This window comes from Proteus vulgaris (assembly GCF_011045815.1).
Lineage (GTDB): Bacteria > Pseudomonadota > Gammaproteobacteria > Enterobacterales > Enterobacteriaceae > Proteus > Proteus vulgaris_B.
The window spans coordinates 88,390-108,585 of record NZ_CP047344.1; the positions used below are offsets into that span (position 1 = coordinate 88,390).

The window sequence follows — 20,196 nt, forward strand, 5'->3', positions numbered from 1 at the left end:
TCCATTACTTAATCTATCCGTAAAGGAGTTTAGATGTCTAGATGTATTGACGTCTTGGTGTCTAATTAGATATGCTGTTGTCGACTTTCCCACTTATCTCTGTGACAAGGTGCCTGTATGACGAAGAAAACAGCAACAATTGCTATCCATAATGGGCTAAATGAAGACTCACAATTTGGTTGTGTAGTACCGCCTATCTATCTTTCTAGTACCTATAATTTTTTAGAATTTAATCAGCCTCGCGAACATGATTATTCTCGCCGTGGCAATCCCACTCGCGATATGGTGCAAAAAGCATTAGCTGAGCTAGAAGGTGGCGTAGGCGCAGTTGTCACAAGTAGTGGAATGTCAGCAATTCATTTAATTTGCACAGTTTTTCTTAAACCAGGTGATGTCATTGTTGCACCTCATGACTGTTATGGGGGGAGTTATCGTCTGTTTAATAGTCAACAAGAACGTGGCGCTTATCGTGTCATTTTTGTTGATCAAAATGATGATGTCGCATTACAACAAGCTTTAGCTCACAAGCCTAAAATTGTTTTTATTGAGACTCCTAGCAACCCATTACTGAGAATAACGGATATTCAAAAGATCAGTGAATTGGCTCATCATCAAGGAGCTTTAGTGGTGGCGGATAACACGTTTATGAGTCCTGTTTTGCAAAAGCCGCTAACATTAGGCGCAGATATTGTTGTGCATTCCTGCACAAAATATCTTAACGGACATTCTGATATTGTGGCAGGTGTTGTTATCTGTCAGAGTCAGAAATTGCTTGAGGAGTTAAGCTGGTGGGCAAATAATATCGGTGTTACATCTGGCGCGTTTGATAGCTATTTATTATTACGAGGTATAAGAACACTCGTGCCACGAATTCGACTTCAACAAGAAAATGCACAGGCATTAGTGGCATTTTTACAGACACAACCTTTAGTCGAGAAAATATATTACCCCGCACTGGAAAATCATGCAGGCCATCAAATAGCAAAAAAACAGCAGCAAGGTTTCGGTGCGATGTTAAGTTTTGAGTTAAAAGGGGGATTGGCAGTGATTAAACTCTTTTTATCTCAATTAACACTCTTTACACTGGCAGAATCTTTAGGTGGGGTAGAAACCTTAATTTGTCACCCTGCCACGATGACACATGCAGGCATGTCAGAAGAGGCGAAAATAACAGCAGGAATAAGTTCCTCATTGCTTCGGATCTCTGTAGGTATTGAAGATAGTCAGGATTTAATTAACGATTTGCAAAGTGCGTTTGATGCAGCAACTAAAAGGTAACCATGGATCATGAGCGTAGTGGCAATTAAACAACAGGCGGAACCGATTTGCCGCCAGTTACATAAATTCGGTGGTAGCAGTCTTGCAGACATAAAATGTTATCAACGTGTCGTGAATATCATGACAAACTATAGCCAACCTAATGATCTTATGGTTGTTTCAGCAGCAGGTTCAACAACTAATCAGCTAATTAGCTGGCTCAAACTAAGTCAAAGTGATCGCATTTCAGCGCATCAAGTTCAGCAAACATTACGACGTTACCAATTATCCTTAATCGAAGGACTTCTTTCAAAAGAGAATGCCGAACTTCTCTCTCAATCCTTTATTGCTGATCTCGAACGTTTGAGTTATTTGCTTGATAAGCCTATTACAGATGCGACTTATGCCGAAGTTGTTGGTCATGGTGAAATTTGGTCTGCAAAATTAATGGCAAAATTACTGACTGAACAAGGTTTACCAAGTGTTTGGTTAGACGCTCGTGAATTTCTGTGTGCAGAAAGAGCCGCACAACCTCAAGTGAACGAAACGTTATCTCGACCATTATTGCAATCATTATTAGCCAAGTATCCTGAAAGCCGTTTTGTAGTAACGGGTTTTATTAGTCGTAACCAACAAGGTGAAACCGTTTTATTGGGTCGTAACGGTAGTGACTACTCAGCGACACAAGTCGGTGCGTTAGCTGATGTCGGAAAAGTAACAATTTGGAGTGATGTTGCGGGGGTATATAGCGCTGATCCACGTAAAGTTAAAGATGCCTGCTTATTACCTTTATTACGCTTAGATGAAGCCAGTGAATTGGCGCGTTTAGCCGCCCCAGTTTTACATACACGGACATTGCAACCCGTATCAGGTAGTAACATTGATTTGCAACTTCGTTGTAGTTATCAACCAGAGCAGGGTTCTACTCGCATAGAACGTGTCTTAGCATCAGGAACTGGCGCGAAGATAGTCACAAGCCATGACGATGTTTGTTTAATTGAGCTACAACTCTCATCTCATCAAAACTTTGAGCAAGTAGCAAAAGAAGTTGATGAATTGCTTAAGCGTGCGCAAATTCGTCCTTTAGCAACGGGTGTGGATAAAGATAGCCAACTTTTACAACTTTGTTATACCAGTGAAGTGGCTAACAGTGCTTTAGATGTATTACAAGATGCAGTTTTGCCGGGTAAATTACATTTACGTGAAGGGTTTTCTTTAGTGGCATTAGTTGGGGCCGGTGTGTGTAAAAATCCACTACATTGCCACCGTTTTTATCAGCAACTTAAAGATCAACCGGTTGAATTTATTTGGCATGCTGAAGATAACATCAGCTTAGTTGCTGTATTGCGCAATTATACTGAGCATCTATTACAAGGTTTACACCAAACATTATTTAGAGCTGAAAAACAAATTGGTTTAGTGTTGTTTGGTAAAGGCAATATTGGCTCTCGTTGGTTAGAGCTTTTTGCTCGAGAACAAGAGCCGTTATCCGCACGCAGTGATTTTGAATTTATTCTTGCTGGTGTCGTTGATAGTCGCCGTAGTTTACTTGATTATCAAGGCATTGATCCTAGTCGTGCCTTGGCTTTCTTTGATGAAGAAGCAACAGAACATACTGAAGAATCACTTTATCTTTGGATGAGAGCGCATCCTTATGATGATTTAGTGATTGTTGATATTACAGCGAATGAGTCCCTTGCTGCATCTTATGAAGATTTTGCCAGCTATGGTTTTCATGTTATTAGCGCTAATAAAATTGCAGGCTCTGCATCAAGTTTGCGCTATCGCACCACACGAGACGCCTTCTCTAAAACTGGCCGTCATTGGCTATATAACGCCACTGTAGGCGCAGGTTTACCGATTAACTATACAGTGCGCGATTTACGTGAAAGTGGCGATTCTATTTTATCAATTAGTGGTATTTTTTCAGGTACATTATCGTGGTTATTCTTACAATTTGATGGCTCTGTGCCGTTTAGTGAATTGGTAGAACAAGCATGGCAACAAGGGTTAACAGAGCCTGATCCACGAATTGATTTATCAGGACAAGATGTAATGCGCAAGCTGGTTATTCTTGCTCGTGAAGCGGGTTATGACATCGAGCCAGAGCAAGTACGAGTTGAATCTTTAGTGCCTGTACAAGCTGAAACGGGGTCGCTAGAAGAGTTCTTTGATAACAGCGCGTTGATCAATGAGCAGATGGCACAGCGATTAGCCGCAGCAAATGAAATGGATATGGTATTGAGGTATATCGCGCGTTTTGATGCCAATGGAAAAGCCAAGGTGGGTGTGGAAGCAGTGAGAAAAGATCATCCACTGGCATCATTGTTACCTGGAGATAATTTGTTTGCGATTGAAAGTCGTTGGTATCGTGATAACCCATTGGTCATAAGAGGGCCGGGAGCAGGAAGAGATGTGACCGCTGGCGCAATTCAATCAGATTTAAACCGTCTTTCTCAATTATTATAATTTAATTATTTCTTTTTTATTAAGGTTATCAGCGAGTTATTTTGTACTGATAACCTTTTGTCATTTTTGTGTCATATCACTCAATTTTTTTAAATTCATTGGCTATACTTGAAGTATCTCTAGTCACAAAGGAGCGATTGATGTCAAAAGTAGTAAGACAGATTGTCCCACTAAGAAATGAAATGACGGAGGTGAACCATCAAGCTAAAGAGAACTATTGTCAGTAGCTCATGATGTGAAATTTAAGCGTCTTGAGTGGAAGTTGAAGTACAGTTACAACGTGTTTGAACGTTATTAAGAGTACAATTCGATTTACCACGTGTTTTACAACAGACAATTTAATTTACTGAAAAAACAATTCGTTATTCTTAATTTAAAGCGCTGATTTTTCAGCGCTTTATTCGTTTTTATCTTATGAAAATTTTAATCGGAAAATTTAATCGAGTAAAAATGTAAAAGATAAGGAAATAAAGATATGAGATAGCGCTATTGGCTATAACACATCAGAGAAATAAGCTAAAAAGCAAAAACAGACCAGACAAATTATCAATATTAAAAAAAATCATCTAAATTTTTCGCCAGATAAATTTTCATATATTCTCTCCTTTCTAGTAAAAAACTCTTCTTAGTAGATAAGAAACGAAAAAATGTCCTTATTCTTGGCAAAATTGAGCCAAAACAACACGAATATTAGCCATTCTTATAAGACTAAAGTCGTAATTAAATTTCAGAAAAATCCCCCAAAACGATTATTTTCTGATATGAATAGTAGGCTAAGTAAAAAAAGCAGTGTGGCTTATCACAAAAATCAAAATAAAGTCACATTAGAAATGAAAGTTAATTACACAACTGGGAGGACATGACTTTTCTAATAGGAAGATGCATGTTGTTACCGCCACAAAGACAAGGTCAGGAGTCTCATGAATCAACAATATTCTGCTATGCGTAGCAATGTCAGTATGCTTGGCAAGCTACTTGGAGATACGATAAAAGAAGCACTTGGTGAAGAAATTTTAGATAAGGTTGAATCTATTCGAAAATTATCTAAATCATCACGAGCAGGTAATGAAGTACAGCGACAAAAGCTGTTACTCACGTTACAAAATCTCTCTAATGATGAATTATTACCCGTTGCTAGAGCATTCAATCAATTCTTGAACCTGACGAATGTAGCCGAACAATACCATAGCATTTCACCTCATGGTGAAGCCGCGAGTAATCCGGTGGCATTGGCAAAATTAATCTCTCGACTGAAAGATAAAAATTTTACGGATGCACAATTAAAAGAAGCCGTAGAACAAATCTCTATTGAGCTGGTATTAACGGCCCATCCAACCGAAATTGCACGTCGTACACTGATCCATAAGCTGGTTGAAGTGAATACTTGTTTATCTCAACTCGACCATGATGATTTAGCCGATTATGAACGCACGAATATTATGCGTCGCTTACGCCAGTTAGTTGCTCAATCATGGCACACAGATGAAATTAGAAAAATCCGTCCAACGCCAATTGATGAAGCAAAATGGGGTTTTGCTGTTGTTGAAAATAGTTTATGGGAAGGCGTGCCCGCTTTCTTACGTGAATTTAATGAACAGCTTAAAGAATCGATAGATTACAACTTACCTGTAGAAGCCTCACCTATTCGTTTTACATCATGGATGGGAGGAGATCGTGATGGTAACCCAAACGTTACAGCTGAGATCACACGCCACGCCTTACTATTAAGCCGTTGGAAAGCCGCTGATTTATTCTTAAATGATATCCAAGTCCTTGTTTCAGAACTTTCGATGACAGAAAGTACACCTGAATTACGTGAATTGGCGGGTGGTGCTGATGTTGCAGAGCCTTATCGTGAAATTGCTAAACAGTTACGTACTCGCTTACAAGTGACTCGTGATTATTTAGAACAACGTATTAAAGGCCAACAATCGCTACCACCTGAAGGGCTATTAATTGATAATGCAGAGCTTTGGGAACCACTGTATGCGTGTTATCAATCGCTGACTCAGTGCGGTATGCGTATTATTGCCAATGGGCAACTGTTGGATACATTACGTCGTATCCGTTGTTTTGGCTTACAACTGGTTAAACTGGATATTCGCCAAGAAAGTACCAATCACACGGAAGCGCTCTCTGAATTAACACAATATTTAGAGTTGGGCGATTATGCAACTTGGTCGGAAGAACAAAAGCAAACATTCTTACTAGAAGAATTAAACTCTAAGCGCCCTCTTATTCCTACAAATTGGCAGCCTAGTGCTCCGACACAAGAAGTATTTGAGACTTGCCGTGTTATTGCACAATCACCAAAAGATTCTATCGCGTCTTATGTTATCTCAATGGCAAAAGTGCCTTCTGATGTATTAGCAGTAAAACTTTTATTAAAAGAAGCGGGTGCGGATATTCGCTTACCTGTTGCTCCGTTATTTGAAACACTTGAAGATTTAAATAACGCTGAAAGCGTGATGACGCGTTTGTTTGATATTCCGTGGTACCGCGATTTAATTGATGATAAGCAAATGGTGATGATTGGCTATTCAGACTCTGCAAAAGATGCAGGTGTGATGGCTGCGTCATGGGCACAATATCGTGCTCAAGATTCGTTGATCAAGCTCTGTGAAAAATCAGGTGTAACATTAACACTATTTCATGGACGTGGCGGTACTATTGGTCGTGGCGGTGCACCCGCTCATGCAGCATTACTTTCCCAACCACCGGGAAGCTTGAAAGGTGGCCTGCGTGTAACTGAGCAAGGTGAAATGATCCGCTTTAAGTTTGGTTTGCCACAAGTGACAATCAGTAGCCTTGCTCACTATGCTGGCGCGATTTTAGAAGCGAATTTATTGCCACCACCAGAGCCCAAAGCCCCTTGGATTGAAGTGATGGATTCATTGTCTGACGTTTCTTGTGCAATGTATCGTGATTATGTTCGAGGGCAAGAAGACTTTGTGCCTTACTTTAGGGCGGCAACCCCAGAAGGGGAATTAGGAAAATTACCTCTTGGCTCACGTCCTGCCAAACGTCGCCCAACGGGCGGCGTTGAAACATTACGTGCTATCCCGTGGATCTTCGCGTGGACACAAAATCGCTTAATGTTACCTGCTTGGTTAGGCGCTGGTGCTGCATTACAGCATGAAATCGATAGCGGAAAACAAACGGTATTAGACGATATGTGTGAGAACTGGCCGTTCTTCAATACACGTATTGCTATGTTGGAAATGGTGTATGCCAAAGCAGATTTATGGTTAGCGGAATATTATGATCAACGTTTAGTTGAAGAGCGTTTATGGCCATTAGGAGCGAAATTACGCCAACAACTTTCTGATGATATTAAGAGTGTCTTGGCAATTTCAAAAGATGAGCATTTAATGGCGGATTTACCATGGGTAGCGGAATCTATTGCACTACGTAATGTGTATACCGATCCATTAAACGTACTTCAGGCTGAATTATTACAGCGCTCTCGTACTCATAGCGAGTCTGATCCCCGTATTGAACAAGCGCTAATGGTGACGATTGCCGGTATTGCAGCGGGTATGCGTAATACTGGTTAGTGCTGAGCGAGTTAAAAATGAAAAACAGCGCTTAATTAGGCGCTGTTTTTTTTATGCTTATTTATTTTAAAGATGCGATAAATAAAATGCAGTTAACACGAAAAATAAACCAGCGTTGATGCCAATCAGTTACCCCTTTATTGAGAGAGGAAAATAAAGAGTAACTAGAAAATTGTTTTGCGATTATTTTTTGATTTTTTGCATCACAACATTTACGAAAAAGAATAAAAAAACTGCCTAATTCACGAACGGCCTGTTGGCGGAGTGCTTTTGCTAATAACTGATCAGATTGTTTATCGGCTTCTTTTAATAGTTGTAAGATTATCTGCAAATAACTTTGTGTTCGCTTGGCTTCTTTTTGTGGGTCGGGTTTACGTGTAATCGAATCAGGATTAGCACAGTAATAGTAGAGGGGGTGGTTATCAAAACCTATTCGCTCTGCAACAAGCGCTAACTGCGTTGTCCACATAATATCTTCATGATAAAGCCCCTCAGTAAATTGCAGTTGGTATTTTTTTATTAAGTCATGTCGGATTAATTGCAACCAAACGAAATGAGGCCATTGATGTTGAGCGACGGCATAAATGATCCACTCACTACCTTTTATGACTTTTTGATAAGGCTGTCGTTGATGGATTGGTCTTTGGTGCTTTTTAAGATCATTTGGGTTGAATCGTTCGCCATTGCCAATTAAAACATCAACGTGTTGCGTAACGGCGAGTTGATACCAATGTGCGAGTAATTCAGGTTTAATAAAATCATCACTATCAAAAAAAACTATCCATTCACCTTTAGCATATTTTAACCCCGTGTTTCTTGCGCTGGATAATCCCTGATTAGTTTGATGATAAAGCTTCACTCGCGCATCTTTTTGACAATAAGACGTTGCGATTTCAGCACTATTATCTGTCGAACCATCATTAATAATAATGACTTCAATATCGGTGAAAGTTTGAGTGATCACACTATCCAATAATCTCGTAATACGAGACGCTTCATTAAACATAGGAACGATGACAGAAATTTGGGGTGTTTTCACAAGGTTGAGCCAATTATCAATAAGTAAAGTTTTACTATCTTACCCTTTTTTTGCCTCTTCATAAGACTCAATCGCACTTATTCGTGCTTTGGCGTGATCAACTATCGGTAATGGATAATCGAGAGGATTATTAGTTTTTGCTGCCCACTCATGAGGAGTGTGAATATATCGACTAGGCACATGGGCTAGTTCAGGAAGCCAATGACGAATAAATTCGCCATCGGGATCAAACTTACGACCTTGGGTTGTGGGATTGAAAATTCGAAAATAAGGTACTGCGTCGGTTCCTGTTGATGCAGCCCATTGCCAGCCACCATTATTTGAAGCGAAATCACCATCAATAAGTTGGGACATAAAGTAACGTTCACCCCACCGCCAATCAATTAACAGATCTTTGACGAGAAAACTGGCGGTGAGCATCCGCAAACGGTTATGCATCCAACCTGTATGATTAAGCTGTCGCATTGCTGCATCAATAATAGGAAATCCGGTTAAACCTTGTGCCCAAGCATTAAATTCCTCTTTATCATTGCGCCAATTAATTTTTTCTGTCCAAAGCTGAAAGGCAATGTGTTTGCATAAATGAGGATTTGCCACCATTAAGTGTTGATAAAACTCTCGCCAAATTAATTCGTTAAACCAGACAAAAGCACCTGATGCGCTGTTTTCTAGAAAATCAGGCTCTGTTTGGTATAGGCGATTAAAACATTGGCGAACAGACAGTAATCCATGAGTGAGATAAGGGGATAATCGACTTGTGCCATCAACTGCAGGAATGTCTCGCCATTTTGCATAGTGTGGGACGCTTTCATAACAGAATTGTTTTAAGCGTTTAAGTGCTTCTTCTTCAGTAGCGATAAAAGAGGGTGAACTTGTATTTTCAATTGAAAACAGCGGAGCTTTTAAAGGTGATACCGCTTTTTGATGTGTTCTGATCTCTGGAATAGGTAACGAAGCGTTATCTTGTGAAAAAAAGAGTCGCAAGAATGCATTTCTAAAGGGAGTAAAAACTTTATACATCTCCCCTTGTTGGGTGACTACATTACCTGGTGGAATAAACACATTGTCATGATAGGCATAAACGGTTGTCTTGTTCTCTAGTAATTCTGTCACTTTTTTATCACGGCATTGCTCATTAAGGGCATATTGGTGATTGAAAAAAAGCGCGGTAACTTGATGTTGTTGACAATAGCGCGCGACTTCATTAGCGGCATTTGAATAAGTGTCGCTAATCACTAATATTAGTGGAATATTAAGTTGTGCCAGTGATATCGAAAGATTAAGTAATGCATCATGAATAAACGCCTGACATGACAAAGCCATATGATGGGCTCTCCATTGTTCAGGCGTAATAGTGAAAAGGGCATGCACCTGTGCGTGTTTATCTTGGCAAGCATTAAAGAGTGCTTTGTTATCCGTCACTCTTAAATCATTACGAAACCAAACTAAATGAACAGGGGACGGGTGCATGTAACCTCTCTTAATCTAATTTAGGATGTTGATCGATAAGGGCTTGGCGTTTTTTCTGCAATGCTTCAATTTCCGCTTCGATATCTTCAACACGGTGTTCAATACTATCATAGTGCTCTGACAAAATTTCTTTAGCTTCTGATTTATCAGATGCTGCCGGCGTTGCTCCACGCAACGGTTTATTGGCAGTCTCAATCATCTTAATCCCCGTGATCAAACCGACAACGGCAACAATCATCAGATAATAAGCAGGCATATATAAATCACCGGTCGCTTCAACTAACCATGCAGCTGCTGTTGGTGTTGCACCCGCTATTAATACTGAGATATTAAATGCGATTGCTAATGCACTATAACGAATATGAGTTGGGAATATGGCAGGTAAAATGGATGCCATTACTCCCGTAAAACAGTTAAGTAAAACCGCAAGAATTAATAATCCTAAGAAAATTAAACCGATTTCATCACTGTTAATCATCATAAACGCAGGGTAAGCAAGGACAAATAAGCCAATACTACCGCCAATAACAAAGGGTTTACGGCCAATTTTGTCACTCAATAATCCAATTACAGGTTGTACGAACAACATACCTATCATAATCGCGATGATGATCAATACACCGTGATCTGCCGAATAGTTTAGGTTATGAGATAAATAACTCGGCATATAGGTTAATAACATATAGTAAGTGACATTAGTGGCAATCACTAAACCTACACATACGGTTAAACTTTTCCAATATTTTGATGCGATTTCACGTAATGAAACACGAGGTGGATCTTGAATAGATTTGCGGTCGTCGCTATTCATTGCATCAACATGTTGTTGGAATGCAGGTGTTTCTTCTAAAGCATGACGTAAATATAAGCCAATAAGACCTAACGGCAATGCTAAGAAGAACGGAATACGCCATCCCCACTCATGAAATGCGGCTTCACCCAAAATAGTTGAGATAAGTACAACAACACCCGCACCCATGACAAAGCCTGCGATTGAACCGAAATCTAACCAGCTTCCCATAAATCCACGTTTACGATCTGGTGAGTATTCAGCAACGAAAATTGCAGCTCCTGAATATTCACCACCAATAGAGAAACCTTGTGCTAGCTTGGCAAGTAATAATAAGACTGGTGCCCAAATACCGATGGTTTCATACGCAGGGATAAGACCGATGGCAAACGTACTGAGTGCCATAATAATGATAGTGACAGATAAAACTTTCTGGCGACCAAATTTATCCCCTAGCATTCCAAATACAACACCGCCTAATGGTCTTATCAAGAAAGGTACAGAAAAGGTGGCAAGAGCCGCGATCATCTGTACGCCAGGTGATGCTCCAGGGAAGAAGACTTGACCTAAAACGTAAGCAAGGAAGCCGTAAACACCAAAGTCGAACCATTCCATGGCATTACCTAATGCGGCAGCAGTAATGGCTTTTTTGAGCTTACTATCATCAATAATGGTTATGTCATTGATTTGTAGTGGTTTGTTTCTTTTTTTCTTCATTTTCATATTAAGTGACCTTTATTAAGGTATTCGTAATTTCTTGTTATTCAATTAATTAAAAGAAATGAAGTGACTATTTGTTAGCGAGAAGAGTGAGTGATAAAAATTCACTAAAAAACAGCTTACTTCTACCAAAATTAAATAGTGATATTAAGCTAATAGATAAGAGAATATTTATTAAGTATAGATGAGATTAAATAAGATAATAGGAAGTTTTCTTTGTTGTTTTGATATAACAAAACATAGCCTCTAAGTATTAAAATGTGATCGTTATCATAACGTAATTCTGCTTTTCTGTAAAATTTATGGTGTTAGTGATTGTAAATTTAGCTTAGGTAGAATGAAAGTGTTTGCAATAAAATCGTGAAAGTAAAATTAAAATTCTATTTTAATAACATTGAGTTAGGTGGATTTATTGTTTTTTTGATTCAGACTAACGTATTTGTGTGAGTATTGTGCATAATACAAAGGTTGATAGATAAGTAGAAAATAATAACACCTTATTTTGCTTTATTATTCTTTCGAATAGTTAAAGTGAATGTGTGGATAATAGAATAGATCTCGCTATGCTTATTATAAGATTAAATCAAGATAGTATGATGAGATATCAAGACAGAGATATTAAAGATAGTTTCTCTATTACGCATATTTAGAATAAAAATTTATAAAATTAATAATTAACCGCGCATTTGTGCAGATTAACCCAGGTACCTCTATGAACATTAATCAACTGAAAAGCTTTGTTGAAGTCGTAAAAAATAATTTCAACATTACTAATGCGGCTGAAAAACTCTACACCTCTCAACCCACAATTAGTAAACAACTCAAAATATTAGAAGATGAACTCAGTGTGTCTCTGTTTGTCCGTAAAAATAATAATTTATTGGCATTAAGCCCAATGGGTAAAGAAGTGCATAAAATTGCCTGTGATATTCTCGGACAAGTTGATCGTATTAAAAGTATTGTGGCTGAAGAAGATCGTAATAAAAAAGTTGATTTGCATATTGCAACAACACATACCCAAATTCGCTATTCATTGCCCAATGTTATTGACCATTTTCGCCGCTATTACCCGAATATTTCTTTGCATTTTCATCAAGGGGCTCCAGCGCAGTTAGCTGAGATGGTTAAAAATGGTGATGTCGATTTTGCAATCGCAACAGAGTCTATGCACTTGTATGAAGATTTAATTACCCTACCTTGTTATCGCTGGACACGTAGTTTACTCGTTCCTTATGACCATCCTCTTGCTGAATTACAAGATGATGAACAAGTCACTATTGAACAAATGGCGGAGTATCCATTAATTACTTATGTTTTTGGTTTTACGCGAGGATCGAAGTTAGACAAAGTATTTTATAAAAATAATCTTAAGCCCAAAGTAGCATTAACAGCAACGGATACAGAGATTATTAAATATTACGTTAAGCGTCATTTAGGTATTGGTGTTATTGCAACGGCTTCTTATGATGAAACGGAAGATAGTGGTGCATTAAAATGTATAAACATTGATCATCTTGTACAACCGAGTTATACCCATATTTGTGTCAGTAAACATACGCATATGAAAGATTATATGCATGAGTTTATTTCTCTTTATGCTCCACATATTGATAAAAATATTATTCAGATGCCAGAACAGTGGGAAAGCCAATGGCATAGTAAAGAGGTCTACCAAGAATTACCTGATTTACGCTCTGTGAATATCAATAATAGCGTTGCAGAATAGACAACAGAATAGAAAAAGCCCGTTGTGCGGGGGCAATAACGGGCTTTGGGCAGAATAATAAAAGATTAGCGAGTCAGAATGTTAACAAAAATCTGAGCACCAACTAATAAACAATCATCATCGACAAAATAAGGATTTGCGTGAAGGTAATTATTAATCCCTTTCGCTTGGTTACCACTTCCTAAGAAGAACATGGCTCCGACTTTGCCTTTAGTCGCATTAACCATATAGCTAAAGTCTTCACTGCCTGTCATTGGCTTACCGTTTGATTCAATATTCTCTTCAGGTAAGAATTTACGCATTGCATCTAATAAACGCTGATGTGCAGTTGGATGATTCACAACAGCAGGGTATCCGCTATAGCTTAATGTCGTTTTAAATCCACCTGCTGTACTACGAGCCACAATTTCATCAAAACTAGCTTTCAGTACTTGGTCGGTATTTTCATCCATAGAACGGATAGTACCGCGAGCTTGAACGTGGTCAGCTAATGCGTTAGGGATAGTTCCCCCATTGATCATGCCGCAACCAAAGACTGCTGGGCTAAATGGATCTGTTTTTTTCGCAACAACATAATCCATATAATCAATTAGGCGAGTTGCTTCGCGAATGGCATCTAAACCTTTGTGTGGTGTTGAACCATGAGCAGAAACGCCATAAACATCTAATGTCCATGCTGAGCCATAAGATGACATCACGCCATCATTAAAGCGTACACAACCCGTTTCAATAGCTGCATCATTATGAAGTGCGTAGGTTTCATCAACGCCTTCCATGCAACCCATTTCAACCATTTTTTCAGCACCAGGAACACGCATATCTTCTTCAGCCATTTGGAAAATAAAGCGGACGTTCGCGCTCATCTCTTCTTTATTTTCGGCAAGATATTTTGCACTGGTTAATGCCATGGTCATATGAGTATCGTGACCACAGTTATGCGCACAACCTTGGTGAATTGAGCTATGTTCATTATTGGTTAAGTCTGGCATTTCTAATCCGTCCATATCAGCACGGATGGCAATTAATGGAAATTCAGCATTAACAATTAAGTCAGCAGTAAAGCCGGTATATCCATCAAAAGTTTTAATTTGATAACCAAAACTTTCCATTAATTCACGACAATACTTTGATGTCTTATATTCTTCACCTGATAACTCAGGTATTTTGTGCAAGTCTTGTCGTGTTTTTTTACTAAAGTCATTTAATTGAAAGAGTTTTTCACTGACATTATAAATATTATTCATTAGATAACTCCCTGGATAGTAAATCCAATTTGCGCGACGATTGATGCTCCAAAGAAACAACATGTTGAAACAATCATGAAAATAAGAATAACTTTCCATGACATTTTCTTAAGTTCTTCTAATTGACCACCAACAGATAAACCAGCAAATGCTAATAAAGGCACACAACAAGATAAGAAAGAGACTTTACCAATCGAACTAATAAAGAAATCTCTTACTGGTGTTTCGGGTAAACAAATAAGTATCCCGATAATTGTTGCATAAGCAAATGTTGGTAAAGATGAAGGTAAATAATGTTTTGCAACGAGTGAAATAAATACCACTAATGACATAGCAATAAAGCTATCCCACATTGCATAAAGAGCGATCCCTGATGTTAACGTCTGAGTAAACATTGCCAGTAAAATAGCAACGAATACAAATTTCATATCAATAATTATATTTTTCATGCAGTTTTGCCTCTGGTGAAAATTTTATAAATTTTTTCTGAAAGAGGTAAACCTAAATAGGTTAATGACAGTGCGCCAAGTGCTGATGATAATAAGTTAGATGCGGCAGCAACACTTAATACTTGCTGTGCTAAAGCTTCATCAAGACCATTAATTAACGCACCTGATGCCGCACTTAACATTGAACCAGAACCCACGCCAGAGCCTGCGGCAAGTGCAAGTGGGTGTAATCCTGTTAATGGAGCAAGACTACCTAATACACTAAACCACAAAGTACCAATAACAGAACCACATAAATAAATGGCTAATACACCAATATATTCTTGCGAGCCTGTACCAAACTTACCTTGAATAACAGCAATAGAAGGTTCACGACTAATAGATGAACAAGCACCAATTGCACGACGACCAAATCCAAATTTAATCGCTAATGGAACTGCAATTAATACTGGTAATAAGTTTCCGAGTTCCTGAACAAATAAAGGAATACCGACACTTAAAATCATTTTAATATTAGGAACAATCATCCCTGCATATTGCGTACCTAAAATAAGTAGGCTAAAACCTACCATTTTACCGCAGAAGCCTTCTTCTTTTTCTGTAAATAATTTACCCCATACTTTAATTTTTTTACGGGTAAATCCAGCAGATATACACATACCAATAATGACAGCAAAGAGCATTGGTAGAATAGGTATTACTGCAATGCCAATCTTAATTTCTTTTTTACCAATCACGTATTGTGAAATAAAAATTAAGAAAAGGACTGCCAGAATACTAATAAAGAAAACCTTTATCGGACTTCTACTTTTGTCCATCCGTTAATCTCCGTTGAAAAATAATCAGGCTTTATTCTAGAGGACAAAAAGCAAAAGGTAGCGTGACCAATGTCATGTTTACTTCATACCTCTTTTTCATGGGGCATGAAATAATACAATGGTGATAAATTTATTAACAAATAGAAAAAAGTTAAATTTTTTAATAAAGACAGTGAGTAAGGCTGAAATGAGTCAGCTTAATTGTTAATAAAAATGTGATGTGAAAAACCATAATTAAAAATTATTTTAATTATTAAAATAATCCTATAAATAACGTTTGTCCATTATCTATTAAATAATAATACGTTATTAGTGAGATATATTCTTATTTAATGCGATTATTATAAATTTAATGAATGTATTTGGGAGTAATATTTTGTTTTTACATTTTTACCAAGACTTACTTTATCACGACAGTGACATTATAGTGATAGGTGTTATTCTTTATATTTGAGTTAGTAAGACAAATTTCTCTGTAAGCAGGTAAGGGAAAGAAATCGAAGAACACAAGGAAATAGGCTTAGCGCGCAGAGATATAATTTACCCAAAACTGAGGAAAGAGATCACCATGAGTAAGCAAACAGTTGCAACTTATATTGCTAAAGTACTCCATAATGCAGGTGTAAAACGTATTTGGGGCGTGACAGGTGATTCACTCAATGGATTAAGTGATAGCTTGCGAAAAATGGGAACAATTGAGTGGATGGGAACTCGCCATGAAGAAGTGGCTGCATTTGCTGCAGGTGCCGAAGCTGCAGTCAATGGCGAATTGGCGGTTTGTGCTGGCTCTTGTGGGCCGGGAAATTTACATCTTATCAATGGGCTTTTTGATTGCCATCGTAATCATGTTCCTGTGTTAGCCATTGCTGCGCATATTCCTTCTGCTGAAATTGGTAGCAATTATTTTCAGGAGACTCATCCTCAAGAGCTTTTCCGTGAATGCAGTCATTATTGTGAATTAGTTTCAAACCCAGAGCAGATCCCGCAAGTTCTCGCTATCGCTATGCGAACCGCGATTTTGAAAAAAGGGGTGGCGGTTGTGGTTTTACCGGGTGATGTCGCGCTAAAACCCGCTCCAGAAGATGCGCCTGAAAATTGGTATCCGCTGCAGTTCCCACTGATTATGCCTAATCGCTTTGAAATCGAAAAATTATCTGATGCACTGAATAACGCAAAAAATATTACCTTAATGTGTGGTGCAGGGTGCGCTCAGGCACACGATGAAGTGATTAAATTAGCTCAAACTTTAAAAGCACCTGTTGTACATGCATTGCGAGGCAAAGAGCACATTGAGTGGAAAAATCCGTACAGTGTAGGAATGACTGGGTTAATTGGTTTTTCATCAGGTTATCATGCGATGGAAAATGCGGATACGTTGGTGCTATTAGGAACACAATTTCCTTATCGCGCGTTTTATCCATCAAAAGCCAATATTATTCAAATCGATATTAATCCAAGCAGTCTCGGTTCACATTGTCATGTCGATATGGCAATGATTGGTGATATTAAGGCAACGCTAAATGCTATACAGCCTCGTTTAAAAGAGAAAACAGATACCTCTCACCTTGATGCTTCATTGAAACATTACGCGAAAGCACGACAAGATTTGGATGCACTTGCACAACCAAGTGAACGAGAACTTATTCATCCACAATATCTAGCACGTAGATTGAGTGAGTTGGCAAATGATGATGCCATTTTTACCTGTGATGTCGGAACACCAACTGTGTGGGCGGCTCGTTATGTAGGAATGAATGGAAAACGTCGTTTGCTGGGCTCGTTTAATCATGGCTCTATGGCAAATGCGATGGCTCAAGCTATTGGTGCACAAGCATTAGATAGAAAACGCCAAGTTGTTGCAATGTGTGGCGATGGTGGATTTACTATGCTAATGGGTGATTTTATCTCGTTAGCACAAATGAATTTGCCAGTGAAAGTGATTATTTTTAATAACAGTGTATTAGGTTTTGTGGCTATGGAGATGAAAGCGGGAGGTTATTTAACGGATGGCACAGATTTACATAACCCTGATTTTGCAGCCATTGCTAATGCATCTGGTATCAAAGGTATTCGTGTTGAAAAAGGGGAAGATCTAGATAAGGCACTGAAAGAAGCTTTTGAACATGATGGTCCTGTGATTGTGGATGTCGTAACTGCAAAACAAGAGCTTTCCATGCCTCCTGAAATTAAGTTTGAACAGGCAAAAGGTTTTAGTTTGTATATGATGAAAGCGATTATTAATGGCCGAGGTGATGAAATTGTTCAACTCGCTAAAACCAATTGGTTACGTTAATCGCCTACCTGCAACTTGAATTATTTAGAGTCTAAATTGTAGATAAATAGACCAGACCCTATCAACATAAGCTGATAGGGTTTTTTATTATTGAGCTTTCTCTGCTAAACAGAAGTTTTCAATTAATTGCCCCATTAATTCACGAGTTGGTTCAATAAATGCTATATCAATAAACTCATCAGGCTGGTGGGCTTGTTCAATCGAACCTGGGCCTAATACTAAGGTAGGGCAGAGATCTTGAATAAATGGTGCTTCAGTACAGTAGTTCACTGTTTGCGCTTTCTCACCTAGTAACTTTTCAATGACAGCAACCATTTTATGATCGGTTGGGCACTCATAACCGGGAATAGGATCGTGTAGCGCTTCAACATTTAAGCGATCCGGCCAACGTGCTTTTACGGGCGCTAATGTTTCGTGTAGTAAATCATCTAAATCTTGCAATGTAAGCCCTGGTAATGGGCGAATATCCATATGAAGTTCGCAGCAAGCACAAATTCTATTTGCTGCATCACCGCCATTAATATAACCAAAGTTCATGGTGGGGTAAGGGATAACAAATGCAGGGTTGTTATAGCGTGTTTTTAGCGTATCGCGCAGTGTACTAAGGTGAGTAATGGATTCATGCATTAGTTCAATCGCATTCACCCCTTTTTCGGGATCGCTAGAATGTCCTGATTGCCCCGTAATACGTATCGCATTTGATAAATGCCCTTTATGAGCACGAATAGGTTTTAGGGATGTCGGTTCGCCAATAATGGCAAAATCAGGGCGGATTGTCGTATTGGCGGCAAAATAACGTGCGCCTGCCATAGAGGTTTCTTCATCTGCGGTGGCGAGAATATAAAGAGGGTGAGTTAACGCCTTAGTGTCTATATCTCGCAATGCATCAAGAATAAAAGCAAAAAAACCTTTCATATCCGCAGTGCCTAAGCCGTATAGCTTATTTTCTTTTTCTGTCAGTGTAAAAGGATCTTGTGTCCAACGACCTTCATCAAATGGCACTGTGTCAGTATGACCACAGAGTAATAATCCGCCTTTCCCTGTTCCTAATGTTGCTAAAAGGTTAAATTTTCCTCGAGTTTCAGGTACAGGTTGAATTTCAATTGAAAAACCTAATGTTTCCAACCAATTAGCAAGCAAATTAATCAGCGATTCATTGCTTTGATCGTTCTTAGCATCTGTAGCACTGATAGAGGGCGTTGCAATTAATTGACGATAAATCTCAATAAATGTAGGTAATTTAATATTCACTGTTGACAGCCTTTCTTCATAATAGTATCAATATTCATGCACTTTTTTTGAATAAAAATACATTAATCGGTTTGTGTTCATAGTACAAGGTAAGAATGACATGTTAAATACTCTGATTGTAGGAGCAAGTGGTTACACTGGCGCTGAATTAGCCGCCTATCTTCAGCAGCATCCTCATGTGAATTTGAGCAGACTGATGGTATCAGCTCAAAGTGCAGATGCAGGAAAGTGCTTTTCTGAACTTCATCCTCAATATCGTGGCTTAGTGGATCTTCCTTTAGAGCCAATGGTTGATGTTATTAAAGCGGCTGAAAATATTGATATCGTTTTTTTAGCAACAGCCCATGAAGTCAGCCATGACATTGCCCCGATTTTTTTAGAACAAGGTTGTGTGGTGTTCGACTTATCGGGTGCTTATCGAGTACAAAACAAGCATTTTTATCAACAATACTATGGATTCGAGCATAAGAATATAGATTGGTTATCACAGGCAGTTTATGGATTAGCTGAATGGGATGCCGACGTTATCAGTCAGGCGCAATTAATTGCTGTGCCGGGCTGTTATCCAACAGTATCTCAGTTGTCTCTAAAACCGCTTGTGGAAGCAGGACTGTTAGATACTGCGCAATGGCCAGTCATTAATGCCACCAGCGGTGTGAGTGGTGCTGGCAGAAAAGCCTCTTTAACTAGCAGTTTTTGTGAAGTGAGCTTGCAGCCTTATGGTGTGTTTACACATCGCCATCAACCTGAAATTGCAACACATCTGGGTATTGATGTCATTTTTACACCTCATCTGGGTAATTTTGCCAGAGGGATCTTAGCCACAATCACCTGTAAGTTAAAAGTGGGTGTGACACAAGAGGATGTAAGACAAGTCTTTGATGAAGCTTATCAAGACAAGCCATTGGTGCGTGTTTACGACAAAGGATTACCTGCATTAAAAGCCGTGGTAGGAACTGCATTTTGTGATATCGGGTTTGCTCAACAAGGTGAACATCTGATTGTGGTGGGTGTTGAAGATAACTTGTTAAAAGGGGCCGCAGCGCAGGCGGTGCAATGTATGAATATTCGGTTTGGTTTCGCTGAAACCGAATCACTTATTTAAATAATGAG

Annotated in this window: 13 protein-coding genes; 6 read left to right on the forward strand and 7 right to left on the reverse strand. The window is 38.8% G+C overall.

The genetic code is table 11. The features are described from left to right. Nucleotides 1–117: 117 nt before the first annotated feature. The 3 genes from metB (at nt 118) to ppc (ending at nt 7,283) form a co-directional block, all read left to right on the forward strand. On the forward strand, nt 118–1,278 hold the full coding sequence (gene metB / locus GTH24_RS00450; protein WP_072070623.1) for a cystathionine gamma-synthase: 1,161 nt from the start codon (nt 118–120) through the stop codon (nt 1,276–1,278). A gap of 9 nt (nt 1,279–1,287) precedes the next feature. After that, nucleotides 1,288–3,726: a bifunctional aspartate kinase/homoserine dehydrogenase II gene (locus GTH24_RS00455; RefSeq protein ID WP_072070622.1), complete on the forward strand. Its 2,439-nt coding sequence runs from the start codon at nt 1,288–1,290 to the stop codon at nt 3,724–3,726. A 920-nt stretch (nt 3,727–4,646) separates the two neighbouring features. Next, nucleotides 4,647–7,283 (forward strand): phosphoenolpyruvate carboxylase, encoded by a 2,637-nt coding sequence (ppc, locus tag GTH24_RS00460; protein ID WP_164525832.1) that lies wholly within the window; start codon nt 4,647–4,649, stop codon nt 7,281–7,283. Nucleotides 7,284–7,344: 61 nt separating this feature from the next. Here ppc and GTH24_RS00465 read toward each other — a convergent pair whose 3' ends face one another. From GTH24_RS00465 to proP, 3 genes are read right to left on the reverse strand one after another with little or no spacing between them, the layout of a single operon-like run. Beyond that, nucleotides 7,345–8,322 (reverse strand): glycosyltransferase, encoded by a 978-nt coding sequence (locus tag GTH24_RS00465; protein ID WP_164525833.1) that lies wholly within the window; start codon nt 8,320–8,322, stop codon nt 7,345–7,347. A 39-nt stretch (nt 8,323–8,361) separates the two neighbouring features. Then, a complete protein-coding gene (phrB, locus tag GTH24_RS00470; RefSeq protein WP_164525834.1) occupies nt 8,362–9,792 on the reverse strand; it encodes a deoxyribodipyrimidine photo-lyase in 1,431 nt (476 codons plus the stop codon). A gap of 10 nt (nt 9,793–9,802) precedes the next feature. Continuing rightward, nucleotides 9,803–11,305, reverse strand: a complete 1,503-nt coding sequence (proP, locus tag GTH24_RS00475) for a glycine betaine/L-proline transporter ProP (protein ID WP_072070617.1) — start codon at nt 11,303–11,305, stop codon at nt 9,803–9,805. A 709-nt stretch (nt 11,306–12,014) separates the two neighbouring features. Between proP and GTH24_RS00480 the strand changes: the two genes are divergently transcribed. Continuing rightward, nucleotides 12,015–13,028, forward strand: coding sequence for a LysR substrate-binding domain-containing protein (locus GTH24_RS00480; protein WP_072070616.1), 1,014 nt, complete (start codon nt 12,015–12,017; stop codon nt 13,026–13,028). A 65-nt stretch (nt 13,029–13,093) separates the two neighbouring features. Here the strand turns inward: GTH24_RS00480 and GTH24_RS00485 are convergent, their stop codons facing one another. From GTH24_RS00485 to GTH24_RS00495, 3 genes are read right to left on the reverse strand one after another with little or no spacing between them, the layout of a single operon-like run. Continuing rightward, complete coding sequence (locus GTH24_RS00485; RefSeq protein WP_164525835.1) at nt 13,094–14,272, reverse strand: M20 metallopeptidase family protein; 1,179 nt, start codon at nt 14,270–14,272, stop codon at nt 13,094–13,096. After that, nucleotides 14,272–14,721: a hypothetical protein gene (locus GTH24_RS00490; RefSeq protein WP_006534124.1), complete on the reverse strand. Its 450-nt coding sequence runs from the start codon at nt 14,719–14,721 to the stop codon at nt 14,272–14,274. Before GTH24_RS00490 ends, GTH24_RS00485 begins: the two co-directional genes overlap by 1 nt. After that, a complete protein-coding gene (locus GTH24_RS00495; RefSeq protein ID WP_072070614.1) occupies nt 14,718–15,539 on the reverse strand; it encodes a DUF3100 domain-containing protein in 822 nt (273 codons plus the stop codon). Before GTH24_RS00495 ends, GTH24_RS00490 begins: the two co-directional genes overlap by 4 nt. Before the next feature lie 568 nt (nt 15,540–16,107). Here GTH24_RS00495 and poxB point away from each other — a divergent pair. Then, on the forward strand, nt 16,108–17,832 hold the full coding sequence (gene poxB / locus GTH24_RS00500; protein ID WP_164525836.1) for a ubiquinone-dependent pyruvate dehydrogenase: 1,725 nt from the start codon (nt 16,108–16,110) through the stop codon (nt 17,830–17,832). Between the two features lie 87 nt (nt 17,833–17,919). On the opposite strand, the gene argE is transcribed toward poxB, so the two are convergent. After that, complete coding sequence (gene argE, locus GTH24_RS00505) at nt 17,920–19,083, reverse strand: acetylornithine deacetylase (protein ID WP_164525837.1); 1,164 nt, start codon at nt 19,081–19,083, stop codon at nt 17,920–17,922. Between the two features lie 100 nt (nt 19,084–19,183). Here argE and argC point away from each other — a divergent pair, with 100 nt between their 5' ends. Next, entirely contained in the window at nt 19,184–20,188 is a 1,005-nt protein-coding gene (gene argC / locus GTH24_RS00510; RefSeq protein ID WP_164525838.1) for an N-acetyl-gamma-glutamyl-phosphate reductase, read from the forward strand. The last annotated feature ends 8 nt before the right edge of the window (nt 20,189–20,196 follow it).